The organism is Nemorincola caseinilytica (assembly GCF_039540515.1).
Classification (GTDB): Bacteria; Bacteroidota; Bacteroidia; order Chitinophagales; family Chitinophagaceae; genus Nemorincola; species Nemorincola caseinilytica.
Map to the genome: position 1 here is coordinate 59,725 of NZ_BAABFA010000005.1, position 23,876 is coordinate 83,600.

Annotated in this window: 24 protein-coding genes and 1 riboswitch; of the genes, 6 read left to right on the forward strand and 18 right to left on the reverse strand. The window is 51.3% G+C overall.

Annotated features, from left to right (window positions below; translation table 11 throughout):
* Positions 1-60: 60 nt before the first annotated feature.
* The 4 genes from ABD843_RS02555 to ABD843_RS02570 form a co-directional block, all read right to left on the reverse strand.
* Positions 61-342, reverse strand: a complete 282-nt coding sequence (locus ABD843_RS02555) for a hypothetical protein (RefSeq protein ID WP_345078043.1) — start codon at positions 340-342, stop codon at positions 61-63.
* Positions 343-494: 152 nt separating this feature from the next.
* Positions 495-1,820 carry a hypothetical protein gene (locus ABD843_RS02560; RefSeq protein ID WP_345078046.1) on the reverse strand — a complete coding sequence of 442 codons (1,326 nt, stop codon included), beginning with the start codon at positions 1,818-1,820 and terminating at the stop codon, positions 495-497.
* 121 nt (positions 1,821-1,941) lie between these two features.
* Entirely contained in the window at positions 1,942-3,648 is a 1,707-nt protein-coding gene (locus tag ABD843_RS02565) for a tetratricopeptide repeat protein (protein WP_345078049.1), read from the reverse strand.
* Between the two features lie 42 nt (positions 3,649-3,690).
* A complete protein-coding gene (locus ABD843_RS02570; RefSeq protein WP_345078052.1) occupies positions 3,691-6,087 on the reverse strand; it encodes an alpha-ketoacid dehydrogenase subunit alpha/beta in 2,397 nt (798 codons plus the stop codon).
* Positions 6,088-6,272: 185 nt separating this feature from the next.
* On the opposite strand from ABD843_RS02570, the gene ABD843_RS02575 reads away from it, so the two are divergent.
* Positions 6,273-6,911: a 4'-phosphopantetheinyl transferase family protein gene (locus ABD843_RS02575; protein ID WP_345078055.1), complete on the forward strand. Its 639-nt coding sequence runs from the start codon at positions 6,273-6,275 to the stop codon at positions 6,909-6,911.
* Here ABD843_RS02575 and ABD843_RS02580 read toward each other — a convergent pair.
* The 7 genes from ABD843_RS02580 to thiS form a co-directional block, all read right to left on the reverse strand.
* The gene (locus ABD843_RS02580) at positions 6,904-7,323 is read right to left on the reverse strand and encodes a response regulator (RefSeq protein ID WP_345078058.1); all 420 of its coding nucleotides are present in this window, start codon (positions 7,321-7,323) and stop codon (positions 6,904-6,906) included. The genes ABD843_RS02575 and ABD843_RS02580 overlap by 8 nt on opposite strands.
* A 48-nt stretch (positions 7,324-7,371) precedes the next feature.
* On the reverse strand, positions 7,372-8,142 hold the full coding sequence (locus tag ABD843_RS02585; protein ID WP_345078060.1) for a thiazole synthase: 771 nt from the start codon (positions 8,140-8,142) through the stop codon (positions 7,372-7,374).
* Between the two features lie 2 nt (positions 8,143-8,144).
* Positions 8,145-8,864, reverse strand: coding sequence for a thiamine phosphate synthase (gene thiE, locus ABD843_RS02590; RefSeq protein ID WP_345078063.1), 720 nt, complete (start codon positions 8,862-8,864; stop codon positions 8,145-8,147).
* On the reverse strand, positions 8,861-9,646 hold the full coding sequence (locus tag ABD843_RS02595; protein ID WP_345078066.1) for a hydroxymethylpyrimidine/phosphomethylpyrimidine kinase: 786 nt from the start codon (positions 9,644-9,646) through the stop codon (positions 8,861-8,863). Before ABD843_RS02595 ends, thiE begins: the two co-directional genes overlap by 4 nt.
* 2 nt (positions 9,647-9,648) lie before the next feature.
* Positions 9,649-10,026: a GxxExxY protein gene (locus ABD843_RS02600; protein ID WP_345078069.1), complete on the reverse strand. Its 378-nt coding sequence runs from the start codon at positions 10,024-10,026 to the stop codon at positions 9,649-9,651.
* Between the two features lie 67 nt (positions 10,027-10,093).
* Positions 10,094-11,932, reverse strand: coding sequence for a phosphomethylpyrimidine synthase ThiC (gene thiC, locus ABD843_RS02605; protein ID WP_345078072.1), 1,839 nt, complete (start codon positions 11,930-11,932; stop codon positions 10,094-10,096).
* A gap of 137 nt (positions 11,933-12,069) precedes the next feature.
* Positions 12,070-12,273 (reverse strand): sulfur carrier protein ThiS, encoded by a 204-nt coding sequence (gene thiS, locus ABD843_RS02610; protein ID WP_345078075.1) that lies wholly within the window; start codon positions 12,271-12,273, stop codon positions 12,070-12,072.
* Between the two features lie 56 nt (positions 12,274-12,329).
* A riboswitch (TPP riboswitch) is annotated at positions 12,330-12,427 on the reverse strand.
* Positions 12,428-12,542: 115 nt separating this feature from the next.
* On the opposite strand from thiS, the gene ABD843_RS02615 reads away from it, so the two are divergent.
* From ABD843_RS02615 to ABD843_RS02630, 4 genes are all read left to right on the forward strand, one after another.
* Positions 12,543-13,049 (forward strand): LptE family protein, encoded by a 507-nt coding sequence (locus ABD843_RS02615; protein WP_345078078.1) that lies wholly within the window; start codon positions 12,543-12,545, stop codon positions 13,047-13,049.
* Positions 13,050-13,061: 12 nt separating this feature from the next.
* Positions 13,062-14,438, forward strand: a complete 1,377-nt coding sequence (locus tag ABD843_RS02620) for a tetratricopeptide repeat protein (RefSeq protein WP_345078081.1) — start codon at positions 13,062-13,064, stop codon at positions 14,436-14,438.
* Complete coding sequence (secG, locus tag ABD843_RS02625; protein WP_345078084.1) at positions 14,435-14,725, forward strand: preprotein translocase subunit SecG; 291 nt, start codon at positions 14,435-14,437, stop codon at positions 14,723-14,725. Before ABD843_RS02620 ends, secG begins: the two co-directional genes overlap by 4 nt.
* Positions 14,726-14,858: 133 nt before the next feature.
* A complete protein-coding gene (locus ABD843_RS02630) occupies positions 14,859-15,449 on the forward strand; it encodes a hypothetical protein (RefSeq protein ID WP_345078087.1) in 591 nt (196 codons plus the stop codon).
* Here the strand turns inward: ABD843_RS02630 and ABD843_RS02635 are convergent.
* The 3 genes from ABD843_RS02635 to ABD843_RS02645 form a co-directional block, all read right to left on the reverse strand.
* Positions 15,446-16,717 carry a serine aminopeptidase domain-containing protein gene (locus ABD843_RS02635; protein ID WP_345078090.1) on the reverse strand — a complete coding sequence of 424 codons (1,272 nt, stop codon included), beginning with the start codon at positions 16,715-16,717 and terminating at the stop codon, positions 15,446-15,448. The genes ABD843_RS02630 and ABD843_RS02635 overlap by 4 nt on opposite strands.
* 115 nt (positions 16,718-16,832) lie before the next feature.
* Positions 16,833-17,861, reverse strand: a complete 1,029-nt coding sequence (locus ABD843_RS02640; protein WP_345078093.1) for an ATP-binding protein — start codon at positions 17,859-17,861, stop codon at positions 16,833-16,835.
* Between the two features lie 7 nt (positions 17,862-17,868).
* On the reverse strand, positions 17,869-18,213 hold the full coding sequence (locus ABD843_RS02645; protein WP_345078096.1) for a hypothetical protein: 345 nt from the start codon (positions 18,211-18,213) through the stop codon (positions 17,869-17,871).
* Positions 18,214-18,385: 172 nt separating this feature from the next.
* On the opposite strand from ABD843_RS02645, the gene ABD843_RS02650 reads away from it, so the two are divergent.
* Positions 18,386-18,778, forward strand: coding sequence for a response regulator (locus tag ABD843_RS02650; protein WP_345078098.1), 393 nt, complete (start codon positions 18,386-18,388; stop codon positions 18,776-18,778).
* 57 nt (positions 18,779-18,835) lie between these two features.
* On the opposite strand, the gene ABD843_RS02655 is transcribed toward ABD843_RS02650, so the two are convergent.
* From ABD843_RS02655 to ABD843_RS02670, 4 genes are all read right to left on the reverse strand, one after another.
* Positions 18,836-20,413, reverse strand: coding sequence for a DHA2 family efflux MFS transporter permease subunit (locus ABD843_RS02655; RefSeq protein WP_345078101.1), 1,578 nt, complete (start codon positions 20,411-20,413; stop codon positions 18,836-18,838).
* A 135-nt stretch (positions 20,414-20,548) separates the two neighbouring features.
* Positions 20,549-21,646, reverse strand: coding sequence for an HlyD family secretion protein (locus tag ABD843_RS02660; RefSeq protein ID WP_345078104.1), 1,098 nt, complete (start codon positions 21,644-21,646; stop codon positions 20,549-20,551).
* 61 nt (positions 21,647-21,707) lie between these two features.
* The gene (locus ABD843_RS02665; RefSeq protein WP_345078107.1) at positions 21,708-23,060 is read right to left on the reverse strand and encodes a TolC family protein; all 1,353 of its coding nucleotides are present in this window, start codon (positions 23,058-23,060) and stop codon (positions 21,708-21,710) included.
* Positions 23,050-23,679 (reverse strand): TetR/AcrR family transcriptional regulator, encoded by a 630-nt coding sequence (locus tag ABD843_RS02670; protein WP_345078110.1) that lies wholly within the window; start codon positions 23,677-23,679, stop codon positions 23,050-23,052. The genes ABD843_RS02665 and ABD843_RS02670 overlap by 11 nt, the downstream gene beginning before the upstream one ends.
* Positions 23,680-23,876 lie beyond the last annotated feature (197 nt).

A 23,876-nucleotide genomic window follows, 5' to 3' on the forward strand; every position in this document is an offset into this window, starting at 1 on the left:
ATGAGTATGCCATGGTATGAGGTGATAACGTTGCCCGTTATCGTTATGTAGTTCACAATGTCATTCTGCGGGTCGTTCGTACCTGTAATGGTCTATATAGAATGCATCTATGTCTTTATGAGTAGTGCCCGGTACTGTACCGGTATTCTCAGTTTCGTATGATGGGTCGGAGGGCATAAGCTGGTGGCTGGTACGGTAGATCTTATCATCGATCTGTGACCGTTCTTTCTCGAACCATATCCATATACCGGCTATCAGCATTAGCGCAGCTATAATAATAAGGCCGATATATGTAGCGTATCTGCGGTAGCCTAGGTGTTGCTCGCCGGAGCCGGAGGTCATGCCGCAAAAGTAGAGTGGCTATATGGGGGCTTCCAAATATTTGCCGTTACACTTGTGTTTCAGAGTGTTACAAATGCATTTCAGTGATGTTACATGGGTGTTTCAGAGAGAAATATGTGTGATGATAAGGTAGATAGTAAGTATAAGCGATGTTATAGGTCGGGGTCTATTTTATAGCCGGAGATGGTGTCATTGAAACGAAAATATCGTGTATCGAGTTCCTGGTAGGAGAAGTGGTTCCAGTTCACTATCAGTTCTTTGTTCTTCTCTGCAGCCCATGCTCTTTGGGAGGGAGTATCATCTATAATGATGGAGGCAGAATACCCGTTCTCTATTGTAGACAGTAGCCAGAACTCGTAGGGAGTGCCCCATAACATTTGAAGCGATGAAATATCCATTTTTTGACTGCCTGCTATCATTTTAGTATGCCCATGCTTTTTGAGAAATTCCCGCTCCATTTCCAGGCGTTCGGTATATGGTATATGAGTAGCATATATGCGGTAGCATCCTGTGATCATTATTGCCACCATTAGCGTGATGGCATATCGTTCTTTGATGGCAGGGAGTACATCGAATATGATGGGCAGCGCAAGAAATAGACCCAGGGGAAGGTATAGGACCTCTAAATAAAATGCCGGTGTTTCGGCAGTGGGGTAGGAGGTATTGACCAATGTGATATAACCCAAAGTGGTACCCAGGAAAAAGATCAGGTTCTTATATGATCTGTTTTTTAGGTAGAGTACCGACACGATGGCGCATATAATAGCGATCCAATAATATTTTGTTATGATGGCAGCGAGGAACCTTCTATTTGTATAGGTGTCGAAATAGTTGGGGAAAAGTTTGATGAAGTTCTTAAGCCCGCTAAGCGAATGCTTTTCATATTCTGCGCGGAAGAAAATGTTCTTTATAAGAAAGACGGTAACGAACAAAATGCACAATGTGTACAGTGTTCTTCGGTTGATGCCTGTCATATTCCTAATCAGGAAAAAGACCATAGCGTAGAAGAAGCATAGCGCCATTAGGGGATGAAAAAATACAATAGTGATCATCAGCGCTACAGTGACGGCAAATAAAGCAATGTTGGGTCGATGCAGGTCTTTGTCCCATAGTATAGATAACAGGAGCATCAAATAAGCTATGGCTTGTGGTACCTGTGCTGTAGGCCAGTAGAAAGAATGGGACACGAACAGGATATTGGCCAGTAGAATGACCAGCGCCAGCCTGTACTGTTTCAGTACCGTACCGCAGATGATATAGGGAATGAGGTATACCAGTACGGATCCTATAGAATATAACAAAGCGATGATATGGAGTGGCTGCCGCAGGCCGTATGCAGCTAGTGGAAATAACCGGGCCAGGCCGTCGCCGAAACGGAATATCTGTATAGCGAGGTCGCCGTCTTTGACGATGTGGAAAACGGCGAACGCGGCATCGAGGAATATGATGCGTTCCTTATAGAAGACCACGGACATCATCAAGAGCAAAGCATAGACACATAGGCCGACGAGATAGAGTTTTTTGTACATGTGTCAAATATAAAGACAGGGGGCCATGTTCCGATCAGTGTCGCAGGGCCTATATTCGGATAGTAGTAGATCAGAGGTCGTCTACCAGTTCTTCTATCATGCCTTCCTTGTCCATGTCCAGCTTGCGGCGCAGGCGGTGGCGGTATATGCGGATGGCATTGGCAGATATGCCCAGCATAGAGGCCATTTCCTTGGGGGATAGCTTCAGCTTGGTAAGGGCCAGAAAGCGGACCTCGGAGGGGGTGAGGTCGGGTATCTTTCTCTTGAGGTTGGCAAAGAAGCCTTTGTGTACCTTCTCGAAGACCTCTCGGAAATGTTCCCATTGCTCGTCGGTGAGAATGGTGGCCTTTTCCAGTTGTGACAGCAGTTCATTATCGGACTCCTGTACCTGCCCCTGTTTTATGCGTTCTATCTCGATGGCGAACTGTTCCAGAAGGTTGTTCTTTTCCTGTACGCTGCGTTTGAAATTGTCCAGTTGCGCCTCGGCATGATGCAGCTCTTTTTCTGCCACCGTCTTTTCTGCCAGCAGCTTTTTCTGCCGCAGGCGCTGGCGGTTGATGAACATGATGCCGATGATGGTAAGTAATACTATAGCGGCTATAAGGCTGTTCCTGATGATGAGCTGGGCGCGCTTCTGGCTCAGGAGCTGTTCGGCCTCGAGTTTTTTCTGTATGAACTCTATGCGCTCGCGGGCACGGGCCAGGTTCTCGGCATTGTGCATGGCCACAACGCTGTCTTTAGCATTCAGTGTGGAGTCGGCATAGAGGTAGGCCATGCGCATATTGCCCTCTGCAGCGTATGTCTTGTATAGCTGGCGGTATATTTTTTCGGCAAGGGCATGGTCGGGCCAGAAGGGACGTGGACGGCAGAGGCGCAGGGCATCTTCGAGCAGTTGGCGTGTTTTGGCCAGGTCGTTGCGCTCGAAGTATATGCAGGATAGCATGTAGTACGACTCGGCAGCATTGCGGATCTGCCCGGTGGCGGTGCTGAGGGTTATATCCTTTTCTATGAGCGGTATGGCCTCATCGTACTTTTTGCGGTAGAAGTAGGTGATACCTATGTTGCCCGTAGCTATACCTTCCCATGCGGGGTTATTGATCCTTTTGGCATGGTGGTATATGAGCCGGAAATAATGTTCGGCGCTGTCGTACTCCTTCATGCGGCGGTAGCAGAGGCCTATATTGTTGAGTATAGGGTCTACGAAGGCATCGTCGGGGGCGGAAGTGTTGAGTGCCTCTTTGAGGTAGCGCAGTGCGGTGCTATTCTCCTCGTAGCGATAGTACATGCCGCCAAGCTCGTATATATACTCGCGTTTTTTGGGAAATTCGGCGGCGGGTATGGGCTTGTATATGTGGTAGGCCGCCTGGTAGTTCTGAAATGCGAGACTGAGCTTGTGGAACCTGACCCAATAATGTGCCATGAGCTGCATAGCATCGGCCTCTACTGCCCTCAGCTCGTTATTGCGGGCGGTGATGACGAGCTGCAGCATTTTCTCTTCAAGCGCCGGAGATTCGGCAGATAGCGTATTTATCTCTATAGCATATTTGCGCCGACGCAGCAGGCTGGCCAGTGTTATGTCCCTATTGTTATCTGCCCAGCCGGCCTGTTGGTCGAGCATGGTCATGCGCTGCTCGTGGCTGAGGTCCCGAGTGTTCCTGCCGAGGGAATCGACATAATGCCACTGCTGTGCGTAACTCTTATACAATATGGCAGCAGGCTGCGCACTTGCTACTGCATAAAGGAACACGAAAACGGGCAACAGCAAAAAACGCATCATTTACTGTATATATGGAGAACGATATTGTTGCGATACCTGTAGCTACTCGCTCATCATCTGCTCTATGACCTGGGCTATGGTCTCGGCGCCGGGCTTAGAGAAGTAGTCGCCATCGGTAGCATAGGCCGGGCGGTGCGGCTGCGCGGTAATGGTACGCGGAGCGACATCGAGCCAGCGGTAACCACCCTGGATCTCTATGACCTGCTGGAACATATAGGCCGTAGCGCCACCGGGCACATCCTCGTCTACGAAGACGATGCGGTTGGTCTTTTTCAGCGACTCTACTATGATATGGTCCACATCGAACGGCAGCAGGGTGCGCACATCTACCACCTCGCAACTGATGCCCTGCGGCTCCAGGTAGGTAGTGATGGCCTCTTCTATGACACGCAGGGTAGAACCATATGATACGATAGTGATATCGGTACCCTGGCGTATGACCTCGGGCACGCCGAAGGGAACGGTATAGGTACCTATATTGGAAGGCATGGTCTCTTTGAGGCGGTAGCCGTTCAGGCATTCTACCACTATACCGGGCTCATCGCTCTGCAGCAGGGTATTGTACATGCCTGCGGCCTGCACCATATTGCGGGGTACGCATAGGTACATGCCACGAATAGAGTTTATGATCATGCCCATGGGCGAGCCGCTGTGCCATATACCCTCTAGCCTGTGGCCGCGGGTACGCACTATGATGGGGCATTTCTGCCCGCCGCGGGTGCGGTAGAGCATGGTAGAAACATCGTCGCTGAGGGGCTGCAGACCATAGAGCAGGTAATCGAGATACTGTATCTCGGCTATGGGGCGCAGGCCACGCTGTGCCAGGCCTATGCCCTGACCTATGATGCTGGCCTCGCGTATGCCGGTATCGGTAACGCGAAGGGTACCATACTTCTCTTGCAGGCCTGCAAAGCCCTGGTTCACGTCGCCTATCTTGCCGAGGTCTTCGCCAAAGGCAAGTACGGCAGGGTTGGTGGCCAGTGTGTGATCAAAGTACTTGTTCAGCACCTCGTAGCCATTGAGCTGCAGTGGCTCGGCATCGTATTCGGCAGGCACCTCATTCACCTTCATGGCGCTATAGCGCGATTCGGAATGCAGGTGAGAAGAGAACTTTTGTTTATTGTCGTGGCGAAGATGCTCGTAGAAGTTGCGCAGACCGCGTACGGCCTCGCTTCCCGGGGTACAAAGGGCCATTGCCTTGCTCACGGCCTGCATCACGTCTTTGCGAATGGGTTCTTTTATACCATTCAGCTCTACAGATATGGCCGCTATGGCCTGGGCATTGGCGCCGCCCTCGTATACTGCCTGTGTGCAGAGGTTCACTGCCTGTGCCACCTGCTCTTTTACAGGCGCCAGGAAATTGTCCCAGGCACGCTGCTTGGCCAGGCGGGCCTCTTCCTTAGCTTCCTGCTCTATTTCGGCCACTTCTTCCTCGGTAGCTATCTTGTTCTCGAGGATGAACTGTTTCATGCGGGCTATGCAGTCCCATTCTTTTTCCCACTCCAGGCGCTCCTTGCTCTTGTAGCGCTCGTGCGAGCCCGATGTGGAGTGGCCCTGTGGCTGTGTCATCTCCTGTATGTGGAAGATGGCGGGTATATGTGTTTCGCGTACGCGGGCTATACCCTGCTGTATGGTCTGCACGAGGCCGGCGTAGTCCCAGCCCTTGGCTGTGTAGATATTGATGCCGCCTTTTTTCTCGTCCCACTGCATGCCTGCAAGGGCGTCGGATATGGAGTTCTTGGTGGTCTGGTAGGAGCGGGGTACGGATATGCCATAGCCATCGTCCCAAACGAAGACAGCCAGCGGTACTTGCAGTACGCCTGCGGCATTGACACTCTCCCAGAAGAGGCCTTCGGAGGTAGAGGCATCGCCTATGGTGCAGAATACCACCTCATTGCCCTTGTTGGTGAATTTTTCGAAACCGGTATGCAGGTCTTCGTTATTGCGGTACATCTTGGACGCATAGGCAAGGCCCAGTGCGCGTACCATTTGCCCGGCAGTAGGCGATATGTCGCTGCTGGACTGAGGTGTGGCCATCAGGTCTTTCCATTCGCCATCATCATCGAGCCAGCGGGTACCATAGTGGCCATTCATCATGCGGCCGCCGGTAGCGGGCTCGTTAGCGATATTGGGATCGGCATATAGCTGGGCGAAGAACTGCTGTATATCGCTCATGCCGGTGGCGAACATAAGGGTCTGATCGCGGTAGTAACCGCTGCGGATATCGCCGGGCCTGATGCATTTGGCCACGGCTATCTGCGCCAGTTCCTTGCCATCGCCGAATATGCCGAATTTGGCCTTGCCGGTGAGCACCTCGCGCCTGCCTATGAGGCTGGCCTCGCGGCTGGCTACGACCATGCGGAGGTCTTGCAGGGCTTCCTGCTTGAATTCTTCGAATGATATGCGTGCGGACCTGGGCGTAGCTACAGTTGATGGCATAAGCGAATAGTATTAAATTGTCGTTGGTATAAAGCGTTGCCGACCATTATATATCAAATATGATATTTTAATGGAAAGGCTTTGCGCAAAGATAACTTTTGCGGCTCAAATTAGAGGTGCCTGTACTACATATAAGTAGTTATTAAATGAGCGTTTTGTGCAGCTACTGAATACTTTTGTGGCCTATGCCGTTGCTAAGGGAATGGGACATAAGCGACAGCGGCCTTGCCGCCGTATGGAAGATAGAGGAGGCGGAGGCTTTCTTTACCGGCCATACAGGGCTGTACCCGGAAATAAACAATGAGAAACGGCGCATGGAGCACCTGGCGGGCCGCTACCTGCTGCGGCACCTGGAGCGGGATTTTCCGCTGCACAGGGTGGTGCGCGACCAGCATAACAAGCCCCGGCTGGACGATAACAGCTTTTATTTCTCTGTATCGCACTCGTGGCCGTATGCTGCGGCCATACTGGATACCCGCGAGGATACCGGTATAGATATACAGATGTGGACACCGCGCATAGTGGGTATACAGCAAAAATTCCTGTCGGAGGCAGAGCAGGCCTTTTGCCGGAACGATCACCGGCTGATAACCCTGGCATGGTGTGCCAAGGAGGCCGTGTATAAATGGCATGGCAAAAAAGGCCTGGTGAGCTTCATGGAGCACCTGCCTATAACGTACCTGCATGAGGAAGATGGGATATGCGAGGCGCGCATAGACTTTCAACTGGCCGAGGTGGTGCCACTACCCATAACGCTGCGGGGATATGCCGCTGCCGATCATGGCTGCATGTGGGTGCAGCAGGTAGGGAGCGCAGCTATATAGCGCTGCTGTTTATCTCTATCCAGTAGTTGCGTACCGTAGAGAGGATGTTGATAAGCTGCTCAAAGCTATTGGGCTTGGTGATGTAGGAATTGGCGCCCGTCTCGTAGCAGCGGGCTATCTCCTGTATATTGTTGGTGGTACTGAAAATGATGACAGGTATCTTGCAGAAGGCTGGGTCCTGCTTTATTTCGCGCAGGGCCTCGCGGCCATCCTTTTTGGGCATGTTCAGATCGAGGAGTATGAGATGGGGCATGTTCCCCTCCTTTAGTTTTTTTTGCAGCAGGTCGGTAAGCTCCACGCCATTCTCTACGAATACAAGCGTATCGGTATAGCCGCTCTCATCGAAAGCGGCCTTTACGAGAAACCTGTCGTCAACATCATCTTCGGCAATTACGATAAGCGCCTTATCCATGCTATAAAGTTATTGCAAATGAACGAATGCACCTGTGACCAAATATCATCAGTTGAGGAAATCGGTAAGCGGGCTGCTGCTTTCGGCCTGGGTGCGTATGGCTGCGGTGCCTGCGTTGTAGGCCATACGCCCGGCCTCTACCGCCATGCGGAAGGCAGTGGCTATGCGCACGGGGTCTCCGGAAACGGCTATGGCGGTGTTCACCAGTACGGCATCGGCACCGGCCTCCATGGCCGCCGCAGCATGGCTGGGCGTACCTATACCGGCATCTACCACCACAGGCACATTGCTCTGCTCTATGATGATGTGCAGGAACTCTAATGTCTTGAGGCCCATATTGCTGCCTATGGGCGAGCCCAGGGGCATAACGGCGGCCACGCCCACCTCTTCCAGCCGCTTGCACAGTACAGGGTCGGCATGGATGTAGGGGAGTACCACGAAACCTTCCTTCACCAGCCTTTCGGCGGCCTTGAGCGTCTCTATGGGGTCGGGCATCAGGTATTTGGGGTCGGGGTGTATCTCCAGCTTCAGCCAGTTGGTCTGCAGGGCCTCGCGGGCCAGCTTTGCGGCAAATACGGCCTCATCGGCATTGCGCACGCCTGATGTATTGGGCAGGAGGTGGATATGCGGATGGTGCAGGTGGCGCAGGATATCATCGTCCTCGCCATCGATGCTCACACGCCTGAGGGCCACTGTGACCAGCTCGGAGCCCGAGGCCAGCAGGGCGTCTTCCATCAACTGGTGGTTGCCGAATTTGCCTGTGCCTGTGAACAGGCGCGATGTGAATACTTTGTCGGCTATTTTGAGTGTATCGTTCATGTTTAGTTGAATGTAATGTTGCCAATAATTTCGCCAATGCCACCAGCGATGATATCTCTTGTTTGAGCATCGCTGTTGCCCCAAGGATCGTTACTGGCAGTTGGATCATTTACAAGTTTTGTGAATTCGGCAGCTTTGGCGCTTATATCGGAAGCATTACCAATGGCGCCGGAAAGGGCGATCCCATGAATTCCTGTTTCGAAAAGAGAGGGTATATCGTAGAGAATAATACCACCGATAGCAATCACCGGCGGCAGTTTTTGACTGCTGGTGCGGAGGCTTTCCATTATATTTTTATAGCCGCCCAAACCCAGGATGGGGCTAAGGTTTTGCTTGGTAGTGGTATGGCGGAAGGGGCCGAGGCCAAGGTAGCTGACGGGTTTGTTCTTAAAGTGCAGGATATCTTCCAGCGTATTGGTGGTACAGCCTATGATGTGGCCACCTGCCAGCAGGGCGGCTTCTTCTTCGGGTGTCATGATGTCTTCTTTACCCAGGTGCACACCATCGGCATTTATGTCCAGCGCCAGGCGGGGCAGGTCGTTGATGATGAGGGTTGCATTGTATCGTTTACATACGTCCTGAACTTCCAAGGCCACCTTACGGTACTCTTCATACGAGACATTCTTGAGGCGTAGTTGAATCCAATCCACACCGCCACGGCAGGCCTGTTCGGCCAGGGCGGCAGAGGTAGTGATGAAGTGGAGCTTGCTTATCTTTCTCATGCTACTAGCGGTTTGTGGTGACCCAGCAAGGTAGGGCTGCTGGCAAGAAATGCCCGGGTGTACCGGTTGGCACGCTCTGCGGCAGTGGGCAGGTCGTGACCAAGGGCCAACTGTGCTGTAAGGGCCGCACTGAGCACACAGCCGCTGCCATGCTTGGCGCCATTGGGTATGCGGTCGTTGGGGTATACATAGGTATGGTCGGGTACGAAGAGCATATCCATTACCGTATCGCCCTCGCTGTGGCCACCCTTCAGGTAGATGTTCAATGTTTCGCTTTCCTCCTCAAGGCGTGCGTGCAGGTCTTCGCTGCCAAAGAGCCACTGGGCCTCGGGTATATTGGGTGTGATGCAGTATAGTTCTTTCAGGATGTTTCTGAATGCAGAGGGATCGTGATGAAATTCGAAACCCGCACTGGCACGGATGATGGGGTCGTAGACAATGACCAGATCCTTTATGCTTGCCTTCAAGAAACCTACCAGCCTGGTCAATACTTCTGCGTTCTCTATCAAGCCTATTTTAATATACCGTATATCGAACCGGCGTAGGAGTACGGTGACCTGTTCTGCTATGCGGGCCACATCCACCCATTCCACGCGGTCGAACTCCACATCGTTCTGCCATGTAAGTGCAGATACTACACCCATACCGTATACACCATTGGCCTCAAAGGTCTTGATGTCGGCAAGAAGGCCAGCACCGGCTGAGGGATCGAAGCCGGCGATGGAGAGTAGTATTGAACCTTGATTTATTGGATTAAAAGATTTACTTGATCGGGTAAACATGATTAACCTAATATTTTATTATTGTGTACTCTTTTGAACTGTAAACTTCTTCCGCCAAAATTGATCAGCAAGCCTACTTCCATATTGTATGCTTCCAGATAATTCATAGCCTGCGCTAAATGAACATCATTAAGCTCTGCCACCGCTTTCAGTCCCACCATTATTTTATTTTCTACAAAAAAATCTACTCTTCTCGTTCCTATCTGAACATCTCGATAATATATCGGTAATTCACGTTCTCTTTCGAAATTGAGCGTTGATATCGACATCTCTATCTCCAATGCTCTTTGGTAGATCACTTCCTGAAAGCCATTACCCAAAGCGCTATGTACCTGCATGGCTGCACCAATTATCTTTTCGGTCACTTCTTTATATAACATCAGATATGGTCAATTGGAAATATTCTTCATCAAGGCCATCAAGCCATCCTATGGATCAAGGTTCAACTCAGGAATATATCTCACTTCCCGCATCTACGAATTCCTTCGACTTTTCTTCCATACCCTTGAGTGCATGTTCGCGGATGTCCTGCGTTATCTTCATGGAGCAGAAGTGGGGGCCGCACATAGAGCAGAAGTGCGCCACCTTGGCGCCATCGGCAGGCAGCGTCTCATCATGGTACTCGCGGGCGGTATCGGGGTCCAGGGATAGATTGAACTGGTCTTCCCAGCGGAACTCGAAACGGGCCTTGCTGAGGGCATTGTCGCGGAACTGCGCGCCGGGATGGCCCTTGGCGAGGTCGGCGGCGTGGGCAGCTATCTTGTAGGCTATCACACCGTCTTTCACGTCTTTTTTATTGGGCAGGCCCAGGTGCTCCTTGGGGGTGACGTAGCACAGCATGGCCGTACCATACCAGCCTATCATAGCTGCGCCTATGGCCGATGTGATGTGGTCGTAGCCGGGAGCTATATCGGTAGTGAGGGGGCCCAGGGTATAGAAGGGGGCTTCGGCGCAGCACTCCAGTTGTTTGTCCATATTCTCTTTTATGAGGTGCATGGGCACATGGCCGGGGCCTTCTATCATCACCTGTATGTCGTGCTTCCAGGCTATTTTGGTAAGCTCGCCAAGGGTCTCCAGCTCGCCGAACTGGGCGGCATCATTGGCATCGGCTATAGAGCCGGGGCGCAGGCCGTCGCCAAGGGAGAAGCTGACATCGTATGCCTTCATTATTTCGCATATCTCTTCGAAGTGCGTGTAGAGGAAATTCTCTTTGTGATGGGCCAGGCACCATTTTGCCATGATGCTGCCCCCGCGCGATACGATACCGGTGACACGTTTGGCCGTAAGCGGAACATAGCGCAGCAACACGCCTGCATGTATGGTAAAGTAGTCTACACCCTGCTCGGCCTGCTCTATGAGGGTATCGCGGAATATCTCCCATGTAAGGTCTTCGGCCTTGCCATTCACCTTCTCCAACGCCTGGTATATGGGTACCGTACCTACGGGTACAGGGCAGTTGCGGATGATCCATTCGCGGGTCTCGTGGATGTTCTTGCCGGTAGAGAGATCCATAAGGGTATCGCCACCCCAGCGGCAGCTCCATACGGCCTTTTCCACCTCTTCCTCTATGCTGGATGTGACGGCAGAGTTGCCTATATTGGTATTGATCTTCACCAGGAAGTTGCGGCCTATGATCATGGGCTCGCTTTCGGGGTGATTGATGTTGGCGGGTATGATGGCACGGCCTGAGGCTATCTCGCTGCGCACGAATTCGGGCGTTATGTATCTGACAGGCGTATTGGCGCCAAAGCTGTGGCCCGGGTGCTGCGCCCATAGCTCGCTGTTGTTCATCACCTCGTCTATACGCTGGTTCTCGCGAATGGCGATGTACTCCATTTCGGGGGTGATGATGCCTTTGCGCGCATAGTGCAGCTGCGTAACATTCTGACCCGCTTTGGCACGGTAGGGCATCTTTATATGCTCGAAACGCAGCTCGTCGAGCTTTTTATCGGCAAGGCGCTCGTTGCAGTAGTCGGATGAGAAACGGTCCAGCAGATCCACATCGTTCCTGTCCTTTATCCACTGCTCGCGCAGGCGGGGCAGGCCTTTGGTGATCTCTATGGTGGTATCGGGATCGGTATATGGGCCGCTGGTATCGTATACGGTCACAGAGGGGTTGGGTTGTAGCTCTTCCACCCCGAAGGTCTTTGTCCGGGTAGGGCTTACAGATATCTCACGCATGGCCACTTTTATATCGTGCAGCTTGCCGGCAACATATATCTTTTTAGACGAAGGAAATACTCCTGTACTGATGGTTCCTTCCTGTGGTGTCCTTTCTTTCCGCATAGCTTTTTATTTTGAATGATGAATTTTGAATGATGAATTGGGGGAATTAGTTATTAGAGATTTGGTATTAGGAATTGGGTTTTTGGATGTTTGGAATTTGTTATTTGGAATTTGATCTCTGGAATTTGCTATTTTTCTTATCCGCCTTGTGTGGCTTTTATTATCATTACTTTGTCGTTGTCTCTAAGGGTATGGGTGGGCCAATGGGGGCGTGGTATCACATCACTATTTACAGCTATGGCGGTGCCGTTCTGCGCGGGTATGCCCAGCGTGTGCAGCGCGGCCGCTATGTCGCAACCGTCGGTAAGGTCGCATGGCCTGTTGTTCACATATACTATCATAACAGCAGTTTTCGGTGCAGCAGGGGAGAACAGTATGGCACAGCCGAAATGCTGTAAAGGAGATCGGTACTTTTCCCATTCGCAGGCATTACCCTGATCAGGTACAGAGGGTATCATCTCAGCCGGTGGTATACTGGCACCCCTAAAGTCTGTAACAAAATTAAGGGATATGGATGTAATAATGCCGGTAAAATATCCGTTGAGGCGTATGTGTATGAGTATCATATATCCCGCCTGTCACATTATTCATTAATTTTGCCCACTTTGGTATGAGGGGTGCTTTATCTATATGGTCGTTGCTGTGCATTTTGCTGCTGCCGCTGGCAGGCTGCAAGGTATATAGCTTCTCAGGGGCCACCATAGAAGGCAAGACCATAAACATACACCAGCTGGAGAACAAGGCACGCAATGTGGTGCCCAGCCTCAGCGCTACCCTGAGCCAGAAGATACAGCGGCGCATACTATCGCAAACGGGCCTGAAGCCTGTGACCGATGATGATGCGGACTATGATATGACGGGCCAGATAACGGCCTACGAGGTAACGGTGACCGCCGCACAGGGTGTGCAGGTGGCTACGAAGAACAGGCTGACGATATCGGTACAGATAGAGTTCAAGAACAGGCTGAACGAGAAGGCGAATTTTTCGCAGACATTCACCCGTTTTTCCGACTTCAATGCATCGCAGATGCTGCAGAGCGTAGAGGGGGCACTGATAGAGGATATAGGAAATCAGCTGGCCGATGATATTTTTAATAAAGCTTTTGTAAATTGGTAGCCCTGTAGAAGAATGACAAAACAAGCCTCCATAGCATATATATCGGACCTGCTGGAGAATCCCGGTCGCATAACAGAGCGCGACCATAGCGGTATAGCGGGGTTCAGGCAGTCGTTCCCGTATTTTGTGCCGGCGCGCTACCTGGAGGCATACATAAAGCACCAGGCCGCACCCTATGCCCCGGCCATGCTGTCGGCAGCGATGCCCTATGTGGGCAACTGGGTACTGTTCTGCGACCTTCTGAACGCCGGTGCGGCCACAGTGCCCCGTGGCCGCAAGGCAGGTGATATAGCCGATAGCCGTGCTAATGACAGGCCTATACTAAAGGCACAGAAGGTGATAGTAGAGCAGAAGGAGCCTGCAGCGCCTGTGCAAGAGCCGGAAACAGTAGCCGCCGAGGTAGCAGCAGTGGCCGAAGAGGCGATACAGGAGCCCAATGCAGAGGTGAACGGATCTGTAGCCCCTGTGGCAGAGGAAGTGACCGAAAAGGCAGCAGAGATAGTAGCAGTGGCAGAAGAACCACAAGATGTGACCGCAGATATGGTAACGCCCGTAACACAGGTGCCCGAAATACCCGTGCCGGAAGTGTTGCAGCAACATGCGGCGGCTACCATGGCCGAAATAGAAAAAGAGAACATTATAGCCGAGCCTGTCCCTGCTACGGCACCATCGGCAGATGAGGTGATAGATAATAAGGAAGTGCTGGAGGAACTGGAGAGCCGGCATAACAACTTCTGGACACAGGGAGAAGGGGAGGCAGAGCCGCAACAGGTAGCAGCAGAGGCAGCCGAAGAGAAAAAGGCCGGTGATACAACGACCGTGGAAAGTACCCCGGCGGCGGTAGTAGAAGAGGACACATATGCCGAGGCTGAGGAACTGGACGAAATGCCTGCCTATGTACCGCACAAGAACGAGAAACCACTGATATACCCTGTATATACGGAAGACTACTTTCTGCAGCAGGGCGAAAAGATATCGACCGAGATACCCGATGAGCTGGACAGTCTGCGTACACAGGATGCCGCTACGGCGCTGATGGTGCAAATGAGCTTCTCGGAATGGCTGCTGCACTTCAAGAGCACTACCGAGCGGCAAAAAGAAGAGAACCGCGACCAGAAGGCGCTGAAGACCATGTGGCAGAAAGAAAAACTGGCCGCTGCGATAGAAGAGGAGAACGAGGAGATACCCGAGAACGTCTTTGAGATGGCGGTGAACTCTATAACCAAAGAAGATGGGCTGGCGAGCGAATCGCTGGCGGAAATATATATAAAACAGGGTAAGTACGACAAGGCGGTGGATATGTATCGCAAATTAAGTTTGCGAAATCCTCAAAAAAATGCGTACTTTGCCCGCAAAATAGAAGAGATCTTAAAGGAAAAACGAACATGATCACCATAATTACTATACTCATACTGCTTGCTTGTGTTGTTCTGGCATTCTTCATACTGGTGCAAAACCCCAAGGGCGGTGGCCTGCAGGGTTCTTTCGGCTCTGTGAGCTCGCAGGTAATGGGCGTTAAACAGTCGAGCGACGTGATGGAAAAAGGTACCTGGACACTGATAGGCATAGTTTGCGGCCTGAGCATACTTTCTGTGATGTTCTTTCAGAAGCCCGAGGCTGCGCTGAAGAGCAAGGCCGCCCAGCAGAAGACAGCACCTGCCAAAGCGAAGAAATAATTCTCTGTACATACCTTGTACCGAACATATTGGACGTGTTCTCATGACAGCATGAGAACACGTTTTTTTGTGCCTGTATCATACAGATATACTGCCGAGGTTTTTTTATATGAAATTTTCGTAGCTTGACCGTATGGCGCAAAAAGCGATACGCGGCGTTGCGGTAGTTCTCTTTCTGCTGGTGAATACTTTTTACTTCTGGCAGGGAGCGGCAAGTTTTTTTATGTTCCTCTTTATGTTCCTGCTGTTCGTAGTGCTGTCGGTGCTACTAGTGGCACAGGTTGGGAAAGCCATCATAGAACGCTTTGGCGATCGCAGGCGGCTACTAACGGTAGCTATCTTGTGCATAGTGCTGGGGAGCGCTGTATACGCTCCGTTAGGGCTGATAAACTATGATGCACTGCAGGGAGATGACATGCTGGTGGCCGAGCGGGAGGGTGTGGCAGGTTGCCTGACCAGGCTGCGGCTGAAAACAAATGGCAAATACCTGAAGACAGTAGGGTGTTTTGGTGTGACCCGGCATAAAGGGAACTATACTATAGTACACGATACTATCTTCTTTGACAAGGGGGCTACGCACGACAAGATGATGCATGACCTCGCCATAGTACGAAGAGATACGATATTTGGCGATACGCTGATGCGTCTATACTATGCCGATGATACAGATGCCTATGAGATGCGCATTACACAAAATAAGCTTGTACCCCTAAAGCAGGACTAAGACCGGGTAGAAGCACTGATGAACGCTGTGATGGCACTCATAAGGCCCGGGGCAAGTGGTAACTTGGGTTCGGTATAGGTGGCCATGTTCTGCTTGCGGTCCATGGGGGCTTTTTTCAGCACATGGTTCATGTCCTTTATAACGCTGAGGGTAGCTTTGGGATATGCTTCCTTCAGGGTAACGGCCTCACCTTCGGATACCTGTATATCGGTGGTGCCCTGCACTATGAGCACAGGTATGTTCAGCTTCTGTATCTCGGTGCGTGGCTCGTACTTCATCCACGAGCGCAGGTAGGGCTGCACCGATGGCCTGAACAAGGTAGCCAGCTCGGGGTCGGTATTCTCTATCTTCTTTCCTTTGTTCATGCTATCGAGCATAAAAGCGGCCTTGAGCGACAGCTCTTCAGACTGTGCGGCTATCTGCCGTATCAGTATCTTGTCGGCACTATTGGCAAGGCCAGACACCGATATGTAGGCATTCACAGGCTCCTTTATGGCGGCCAGCATGCCCACCAGCGAGCCCTCGCTATGGCCCAGTATTATAACGGAGGAGAAGCGTTTATCGGTCTTCAGCATGGCGGCTATACCGGCGGCATCGTTCACCATATCCTCAAAGCGCATATCGGCCTCGTTCTTCAGGGCGCCACTGCTTTCGCCTATGCCCCGCTTATCGTAACGTACAGATGCTATACTGGCTTTTTTCAGTGAGTCGGCCAGCATTTTGTAGGTATCGCCCTTTACCGACAAGGTCTGGTTGCCATTGCGGTCGGTAGGGCCTGAGCCTGCTATGATGAGCACCACCGGAACGCGTTTGTCCGTTTCGGGCATAGAGAAGGTGCCATATATCTTTCCCGCAGGGCTTTTGTATACAAGGTCGGAGACCTTGTCCTTGTCCTGCTCGTCCTGCCAGGGCATGAAGCGGAAAGATTCCAGTTTTTTATCGCTATTCTGCGATATTGCCATTGTCATACTGCTCTTTTCGAAGTCGGCCTTATAGAAGCTGATACCCTGTTCCTGCTTCACGAAGGAATACCCCTTCATGTCGCCTAGCTGCTGGTGTAGCTGGGTCATGGTCTGCGTGGTCTGTTCCTGCGGCATGAGGGTCTTTATCCTGTCGGAGAACATATTGAAGATGTCTTTGGACGCCTCATTGTTGTACAGTGTCTGGAACTTGTTGACGGTGACATCGAGATCGGAATGATCTTGTGCACGGGCAGCAGTAAGGGCACACAGTGCCAATGATACGGACAGGAAGCTCTTTTTCAGCATACGGGTGATATTATGGGAGAATGCGGCAAAGATACATTGGCGGCAAGATAATGGGCCATGGCCTTCTGTCTTTTTAACATCTGTACCTGTGCGTATCTATTAGGCGTATCGGCGATCAGTTTTGTTGGTTGCTGCCCAACTGTATGAAAAAAGTAGTGCCTGCCTTCTCTGCGCTCTGGAACCATAGGAAGCCATCGTGCTGCTCTATTATCTGCTTGGTGATGTAGAGGCCCATGCCTATAGAGCGCTCTCCTTTGGTACCCATCCGTTTGGCCTTGGTGAATTTGTTGAATATGTATGGCTGCGTGGAAAGAGGTATGCCGATGCCGCTATCCTTTATCTTTATCAGCAATTCGTTGCCATCCTTTACCGATGTGATGCCTATGGTGCCGTTCTCGGGGGTGAACTTGATGCCGTTGGAAATAAGATTGTTGATGGCCCTTTTCAGCTTTGACCTGTGTATGGGCAGGAAATAGTCTTCGGGGGCCAGTTCGTTCACCATCACTATGTTCTTGCTTTCGGCCAGTGTGTGCATGCTTTCCAGGCATTCTTCGAGGAAGGAGTTTATCTCCGTGAGCTCGAATTCGTTCTTCTCGTCCTGGTCGCCCTCCAGTTGTGGTATCAGCAGCAGGTCGTTTATTATTTCAGAGGCATACTGGCAGGCCTTATCGGTATAGTCGAGCAGCTCTATATTCTCTTCTTTCATCAGGTTGCTTCTGAGCAGGGAAGAAAGGCCCATGATGCTGCTGATGGGGTTTTTGAGGTCGTGCGCAATGCTTTGTACTATGGTCTTTTGCTCATCTATGATCCTGGACATGAATTCTATGAGGTCGTCATAGCTGATGAGGCCTACAAAAGAATTGTTCTCGCACACGGGTAGTATGCGGAATTTCGATCCGCGCATGACATAAAGCACCTCGTTGATAGAGTGTGTAGGTGTGACCGTAGGCTTGGGGGAAATGCAGTCTATGACCAAGTTGTGCGGACGCGACAGGAGGTCGGTGGCGGTGAGGATGCCATGTACGGTGCCGTTTTCCATTACTACAACGGCACTACGCTCTATGACAGCATCCTTTACGGACTGTGTGCTTGCGTAGGGCCCTGTGGTTATGTAGTCTTTTTGTATCAGGCTCCTGATGATCATATTCTATCTATGCTTCGTACTCGACAGTATTAGCGCTAACATCTATTTTTACGTCCACCTTCAGCAACTCGCCTTCCGATACGAAGGGAAACACTTTTTTGCTAAGGGCCAGTATCATTTTTTCCTGCGATATTTTCTTCAATACCTGCCTGTTTATATAAACGGCCTCTACATTGCCTTCCTGAATATCGATGGTCTCAAAGTGATCGGGGGCTAGCAGTTGTAGCGCGCGCGCCAGCCCGGACCGGCCATGCTCTGCCCCCTTTCCCAATACTAGTATATCGCGGAAAGGTGGTAGCTGTATGGTCTCGAACGACAGCCTTATGGCGTATTTGGCTTCCGTATCACTCATCGATCGAATATTTTATCGACGCAAATTTAAAATGTTATGTGCAAGATAATGAAGAACATCTGGACAAGATTTTTTTATTTATGCGTTTGTGTTAACAAAAAATATTTATTACATTTGGTATTCGTTAACAGATAAGAATTCCATAGTTCTTTCAGATCAATCATATTAAAGAATGTTTAGCACAGTATTTGTGATAGATGACTCGCCGATAGACAGGACGCTTACCACGGTCATAATTCAGAAGAAGGCCCTGGCGAAGAATGTTGTCGGTTTCAGCTCGGGCGAAGATGCGCTGGCATACATAGCAGAGAACCGCAATGACCCATCGAGGTTGCCGGAGATGATATTCCTGGATATTCATATGCCTACTATGGATGGCTTCGGTTTTCTGGACAGCTATCTGGAACAAGAGATGCATGACCTGGGCAGGCCGCTGATATTCATAGTTTCCTCTTCTACCTTCGACAGCGACCATAAGAAACTGGGTGATTATTCCATAGTAAATCGATTCATTCCCAAGCCGCTGACCTTTGATGCACTAACAGCAGCAATGGAAAGCTTATAAAGTAAAAGACCTGCTATGTAGCAGGTCTTTTACTTTATGCCTATTTATAAGATCCGGTCAATGCATGGCCTCTGACATATCTACAGGTTTGTTCTGCTTTGCCTTTACCATAAGTACGAACGGTATGCAAATGAGGAACATGATGCCTATGTAGAGGAACACATCCATGTAGGACATTACGGCCACCTGTTTCATTATCATACCTTCCATGGCCTTGTAGGCGCTTTGCAATGCTACATCGGGCGGGAGGCCCTTGCCTATGAAGGAAAGCTCCATGCCATGCAGCCTTTGCTGTACCGCAGGGTCGTTGGCCTGTACATGGGCCAGCAGGTCGTTGCGATGCACATTGTTCTGGTGGGCCATAAAGGTGGTGATGAGGGCAATACCGAACGATCCGCCCAACTGGCGCATCATGCCCGTAAAGGCGGCCCCCTGGCCTATCTGCTGCCCCTTGAGGGTAGAGAGCGACAGGCCCGTGATGGGGATGAAGAGCATACCCATGCCTATACCACGGAAAATGAGCATCCAGAAGAAGGCATCTTTACCGGTATCGGGCGTGAGTACCTTGTAGCCCCAGAAGCTGTACAGGAAGAAAATGAGCATACCTATGGCCACCAGGTACTGCGGTTTCACCCCTTTTTGCAGCATGTTGCCTATCAGCGGCATCATAAAGGCCGTGGTGATGGCCGCGGGCACCATGAGCGCACCGGATTGCTGGGCCGTCCACCCCAGTATGCTTTGTGTGTAAAGCGGTATGATGAAGGTAGAGCCATAGAGGCCAAAGCCCAGTATGAAGGATAGTATGGTGCCCACACGCAGGTTGCCATTGCCCAGCACGCGCAGCTCTACTATGGGGTTCTTGGTGGTAAGCTCGCGCCAAATGAAGAAGAAGAAGCTGAACACGGATACCACAGCGAGCATGGTAATGGTGCTATTGGCGAACCAATCTTCCTCCTGACCACGCTCCAGTACATACTGCAGGGAGCCTACGGCCACGGCCAGCAGACCTATACCTGCCCAATCCACATCCCTGCCCGATTTTTTCTCGGCATACTTGGGGCTGCGCACATATTGCAGTGTGAGGATGGTGGCAATGATACCTATGGGGATATTGATATAGAAAATGTAGGGCCATGAATAGTTGTCTACTATGAAACCGCCAAGGGGTGGGCCCAGTGTGGGGCCTATGATGACACCCATACCATATATGGCCTGTGCCATGCTGCGTTTTTCGGGCGGGTAGCTCTCGGTGATGATGGTCTGCGAGGTAACGAGCAGCGCACCACCGCCTATACCCTGCAGGAAGCGGAACAGGACGAGCTCCCATATATTGGAGGCATTGCCGCAGAGAAAGGAACAGATGGTGAAGATGATGATGGAGGCCGCAAAATAATTGCGCCTGCCGAACTGTGCTGCCAGCCAGCTGGTCATGGGTACTATTATGACGTTGCCGATGGCATAGGCCGTAATGACCCATGCTATCTCATTGAGCGTGGCGCCCAGGTTGCCCTTCATTTCGTTGAGCGCCACGTTCACGATGGTGGTGTCCACTATCTCCAGCAGGGCGCAGAAGATGGCCGTGATGGTGATGATGACCCGCCGTGAACCGTATTCTACAAGTGACTCTTGTTGCATATAGTTAAAGATATTCTGAGTTCAAAAGGCCGGACCCGGACCGCCGAGCTAATGGTCCATTTCCTTTTCTGCTATTGGGTGATATGGTCCCGGTCCATACCTTTTGAACTGTGGTTCTGAGATGGTAGATAGTAATTAGTTGATATGCACGTCCACATCCACGTTCATGCCGGGGCGCAGTTCTTTTACCATTTGGTCATTTTGCGCAAACTCTATTTTCACAGGCAGGCGCTGTACCACTTTCACGAAGTTGCCGGAGGCATTATCGGGAGGCAGTAGTGCGAAACGTGAACCGGTAGCAGGTGCGAAAGAGGCCACTTTGCCATGGAACTCGTGACCGGGGAAGGCATCGACCTTTAAGGTGACCTCCTGGCCCTCGTGCATCTTGTTGATCTGTGTCTCTTTGAAGTTGGCCACTACCCATGGCTGGTCGTCGAGCACTACGCTGAACAGGGACTGACCTGCCTGCAGCAACTGGCCTAGCTGTACTGTCACCTTTGATACACGGCCATCCTGCGGGGCAGTGATAACGGTATAGGAAAGGGTGAGCTTTGCATTGTCCAGGTCTGCCTGGCGCTGCTGTATGTTGGCATTCACCACATTTACCTGCAGGGCTGTAGCATTGCTTTGTGATGATGCAGAGCTGGCCTGGCGTATCACGGCATTTTTCTGGTCTATAAGCACCTGCAGCTGGCGCTCGGCAGTGAGCTTGGCCGCCTCGGCCTGCTCGTACTGCTGCTGGGTGATGGAGTGGTCCTTTATAAGGTTGGCATAGCGCTCATAGTCTTGTGTGGCGCGGCGCAGGGTCACTTTAGCGGCCTCTATCTGTGCATTGGCAGTAGTGACATTGGCCTCGAAGGCGGTAACATTGGCGCGGGAGGCCGATGTGCTGGCATTTGCCACAGACAGGTTGTTCTCGGCAGCTTTGAGGGCAGCCTCCATCTGGGCCACATGTATCAGTTCGTTACGGTTGTCCAGCACTATCAGTGTGTCGCCTTTCTTCACTACCTGGTTGTCCTTTACCCTAACGTCTGTAACATAGCCCGATATGCGTGGTATGACAGGGCTGATGTGAGCATCTACCTGCGCGTCATCGGTCTCTTCGTGGTGCTGTGCATGTATGTATTTGGTGATGCCGAATGCGCTACCTCCCAGTACCAGTACTGCGAGAATGATGATGAAACGCATGTTCTTTTTGGGTGCTTCGTTCTCGGTATGCTGTTTGTTGCTCATAATATGTGATTGATATCGTTATTAATATGGTCGATCGTTCTTTTTATGATGGTATGATGTTTTAGTTATTGCTGCCCAGTACACCTGCTGCGCGCTGTAGTTTTTTGTAGGCCAGCATGGCATCGGCACGGGAAAAGGCATAGTTGAGCTGGGCCTGCAGTTGTGCCACATCGGCATCGAGGAGGTCGGTGGTGGTGACGAGGTTGTTGTCGTATTTGTTTTTTGTAATGCGGAAGTTCTCGTTTGCCTGCTCTATCGACTTTTTGTATACCGTTATCTTTTTCAGGCTCAGCAGGTAGCCCTGGTAGGCATGGTGTACTTCCAGCCGTACCTGGTCGGCTATTATGCCCTCGGTGGCCTGTGCCTGGTGCAGGCGTGCCTTGGCGGCATCCAGCTTGGCGCCGGTCTTCCACAGGGCGGCTATATTGTATTGCAGACCTATACCGGCATTGAAGGCATTGGGTATGGTGAGCAGGTTGGGCACATCGGCGCCTATGTAGCCGCCGGTGAGGGCAACGCTGGGCAGGTATTCGCCCTTAGTGGCCTTTATGCCCATATTGGCGGCATTGATGCGGGCATTGAGTGCGGCGCGGTCCTTGCGCTGCTCCAGTGCTATCTGCTCCCACTGCGCTACGCTGCCGGCCTCGGGTGTGGCCTCCATGCCGGTAGAGTCGGGAATGAGATCGCTGTCTTCGGGCAGGCCCAGTTGCAGTGCCATATTGATGTTTGTGATCTTTAGGTTGTTCTCGGCCTCCATGAGCGCCAGCTCTACATTGGATTGCTGTAGCTGGGCCTTGAGCAGGTCGTTGCGGGCCATGAGGCCGTTCTGCTCCAGGTTGCCGAAGTCCTTTACGCGTTTCTCTTCGCGCTGCAGGTTCTCCTTTACCAGCTCTACCGACCGTTTGGCCTTGTAGAGGTTGAGGTATGCCTCTATGGTGTTCTGTATCACTTCTTCCCTGTCCTTCTCGGCATCGAGGCGGGCGGCTATCTCCAGGTAGCGGGCCGATTCTATGCCATATTTTATGCGGAAGCCCGAGAATAGGGGCAGGGTAGCGGTGGCCATGCCATAGGCTACCTGGTCTACCTTGGGTGTGCCGCCGCCACTCTGCTCGCCGCCACCTTGCTGCTGGCTGCTGCCGGTGTTGAGCTTGAGGGTGACATCGGGGGTATTGAGGCGCATGTAGGCGCCCTGTACCTTCAGGTCGGGTAGGCGACGGTCCTTGGCCTCGTGCAGCCCGGCATTGGCCTCATCGGCCTTTGCATAGGCTATCTTCATTTTGCCACTGTTCTGCAGGCTTAGTTCTATGGCCTCGTTGAGCGAGAGGCTGCGGGTCTTCTGCGCCTGTGCGGGGGCAATGGCCGCCATTGCTAAAATGGCCGCTGCTAACAGGTTTATCTTTTGTTCATGCTTCATTGGTAAGTATCATTTTAAAAAGGTTCTTGAGATATACTGTGAGTTTTTTGCGTATGTAATTATTGTATTCTTCTTCCGAGAGGTGCTCGAGGTTGTTGACCTCGCGGTAGAACCTGCGGGCTATTATCATCTGGCTCACTACACCCACAAGGGTGCTCATCATCAGCACTACGTCTATGTTCTTTTTGAACTCTCCCTTTTTCTGCCCTTCAAGTATCAGTTTTTTGATGGATATGTGGTTGCGTTTTTTCAGGCCCAGTATCAGGTCGGCCACGCCGCCGGGCTTGTCCACTATCTGTTCCAGCAGCATTATCTTGTGGAACTGCGGGTTGCTGAGGAATTTTTCCACATAGTCTTCCAGCAGTATGTTCACCTTTTCGCGGGTAGTCATTTTCGTGTCCTGCAGCAGGTTCTCTACCTTCAGGCGCATTTTTTTTGTCTTTTCCTCGAAGACGGCCTCCATCAGTTTTTCCTTACTGCCGAAGTAGTAGGATATCATGGCCACGTTCACCCCTGCCTCATTGGCTATATCTCTTACAGATGTGCCCTCGAAGCCATTGACAGAGAAGAGGCGCTCTGCCGCGGCTATGATAGACAATTGTTTTTCGCTGAATTCCATTTTTATCTCTCCTTATTTCCGGCACAAAATTAAACGTTTGTTTGAAATTAAACAAACGTTTGAATAATTTGTTGCTATGGGGGTATAGAGAGTAGGTGGGTGTATTTTGTGAAAAATTAATATGTCACAGTGCCAGGTAGCGAACAAGAGAGACATAGGTGAAGGAGGCCATATTGATTATTAAAAGATCTTGAGTT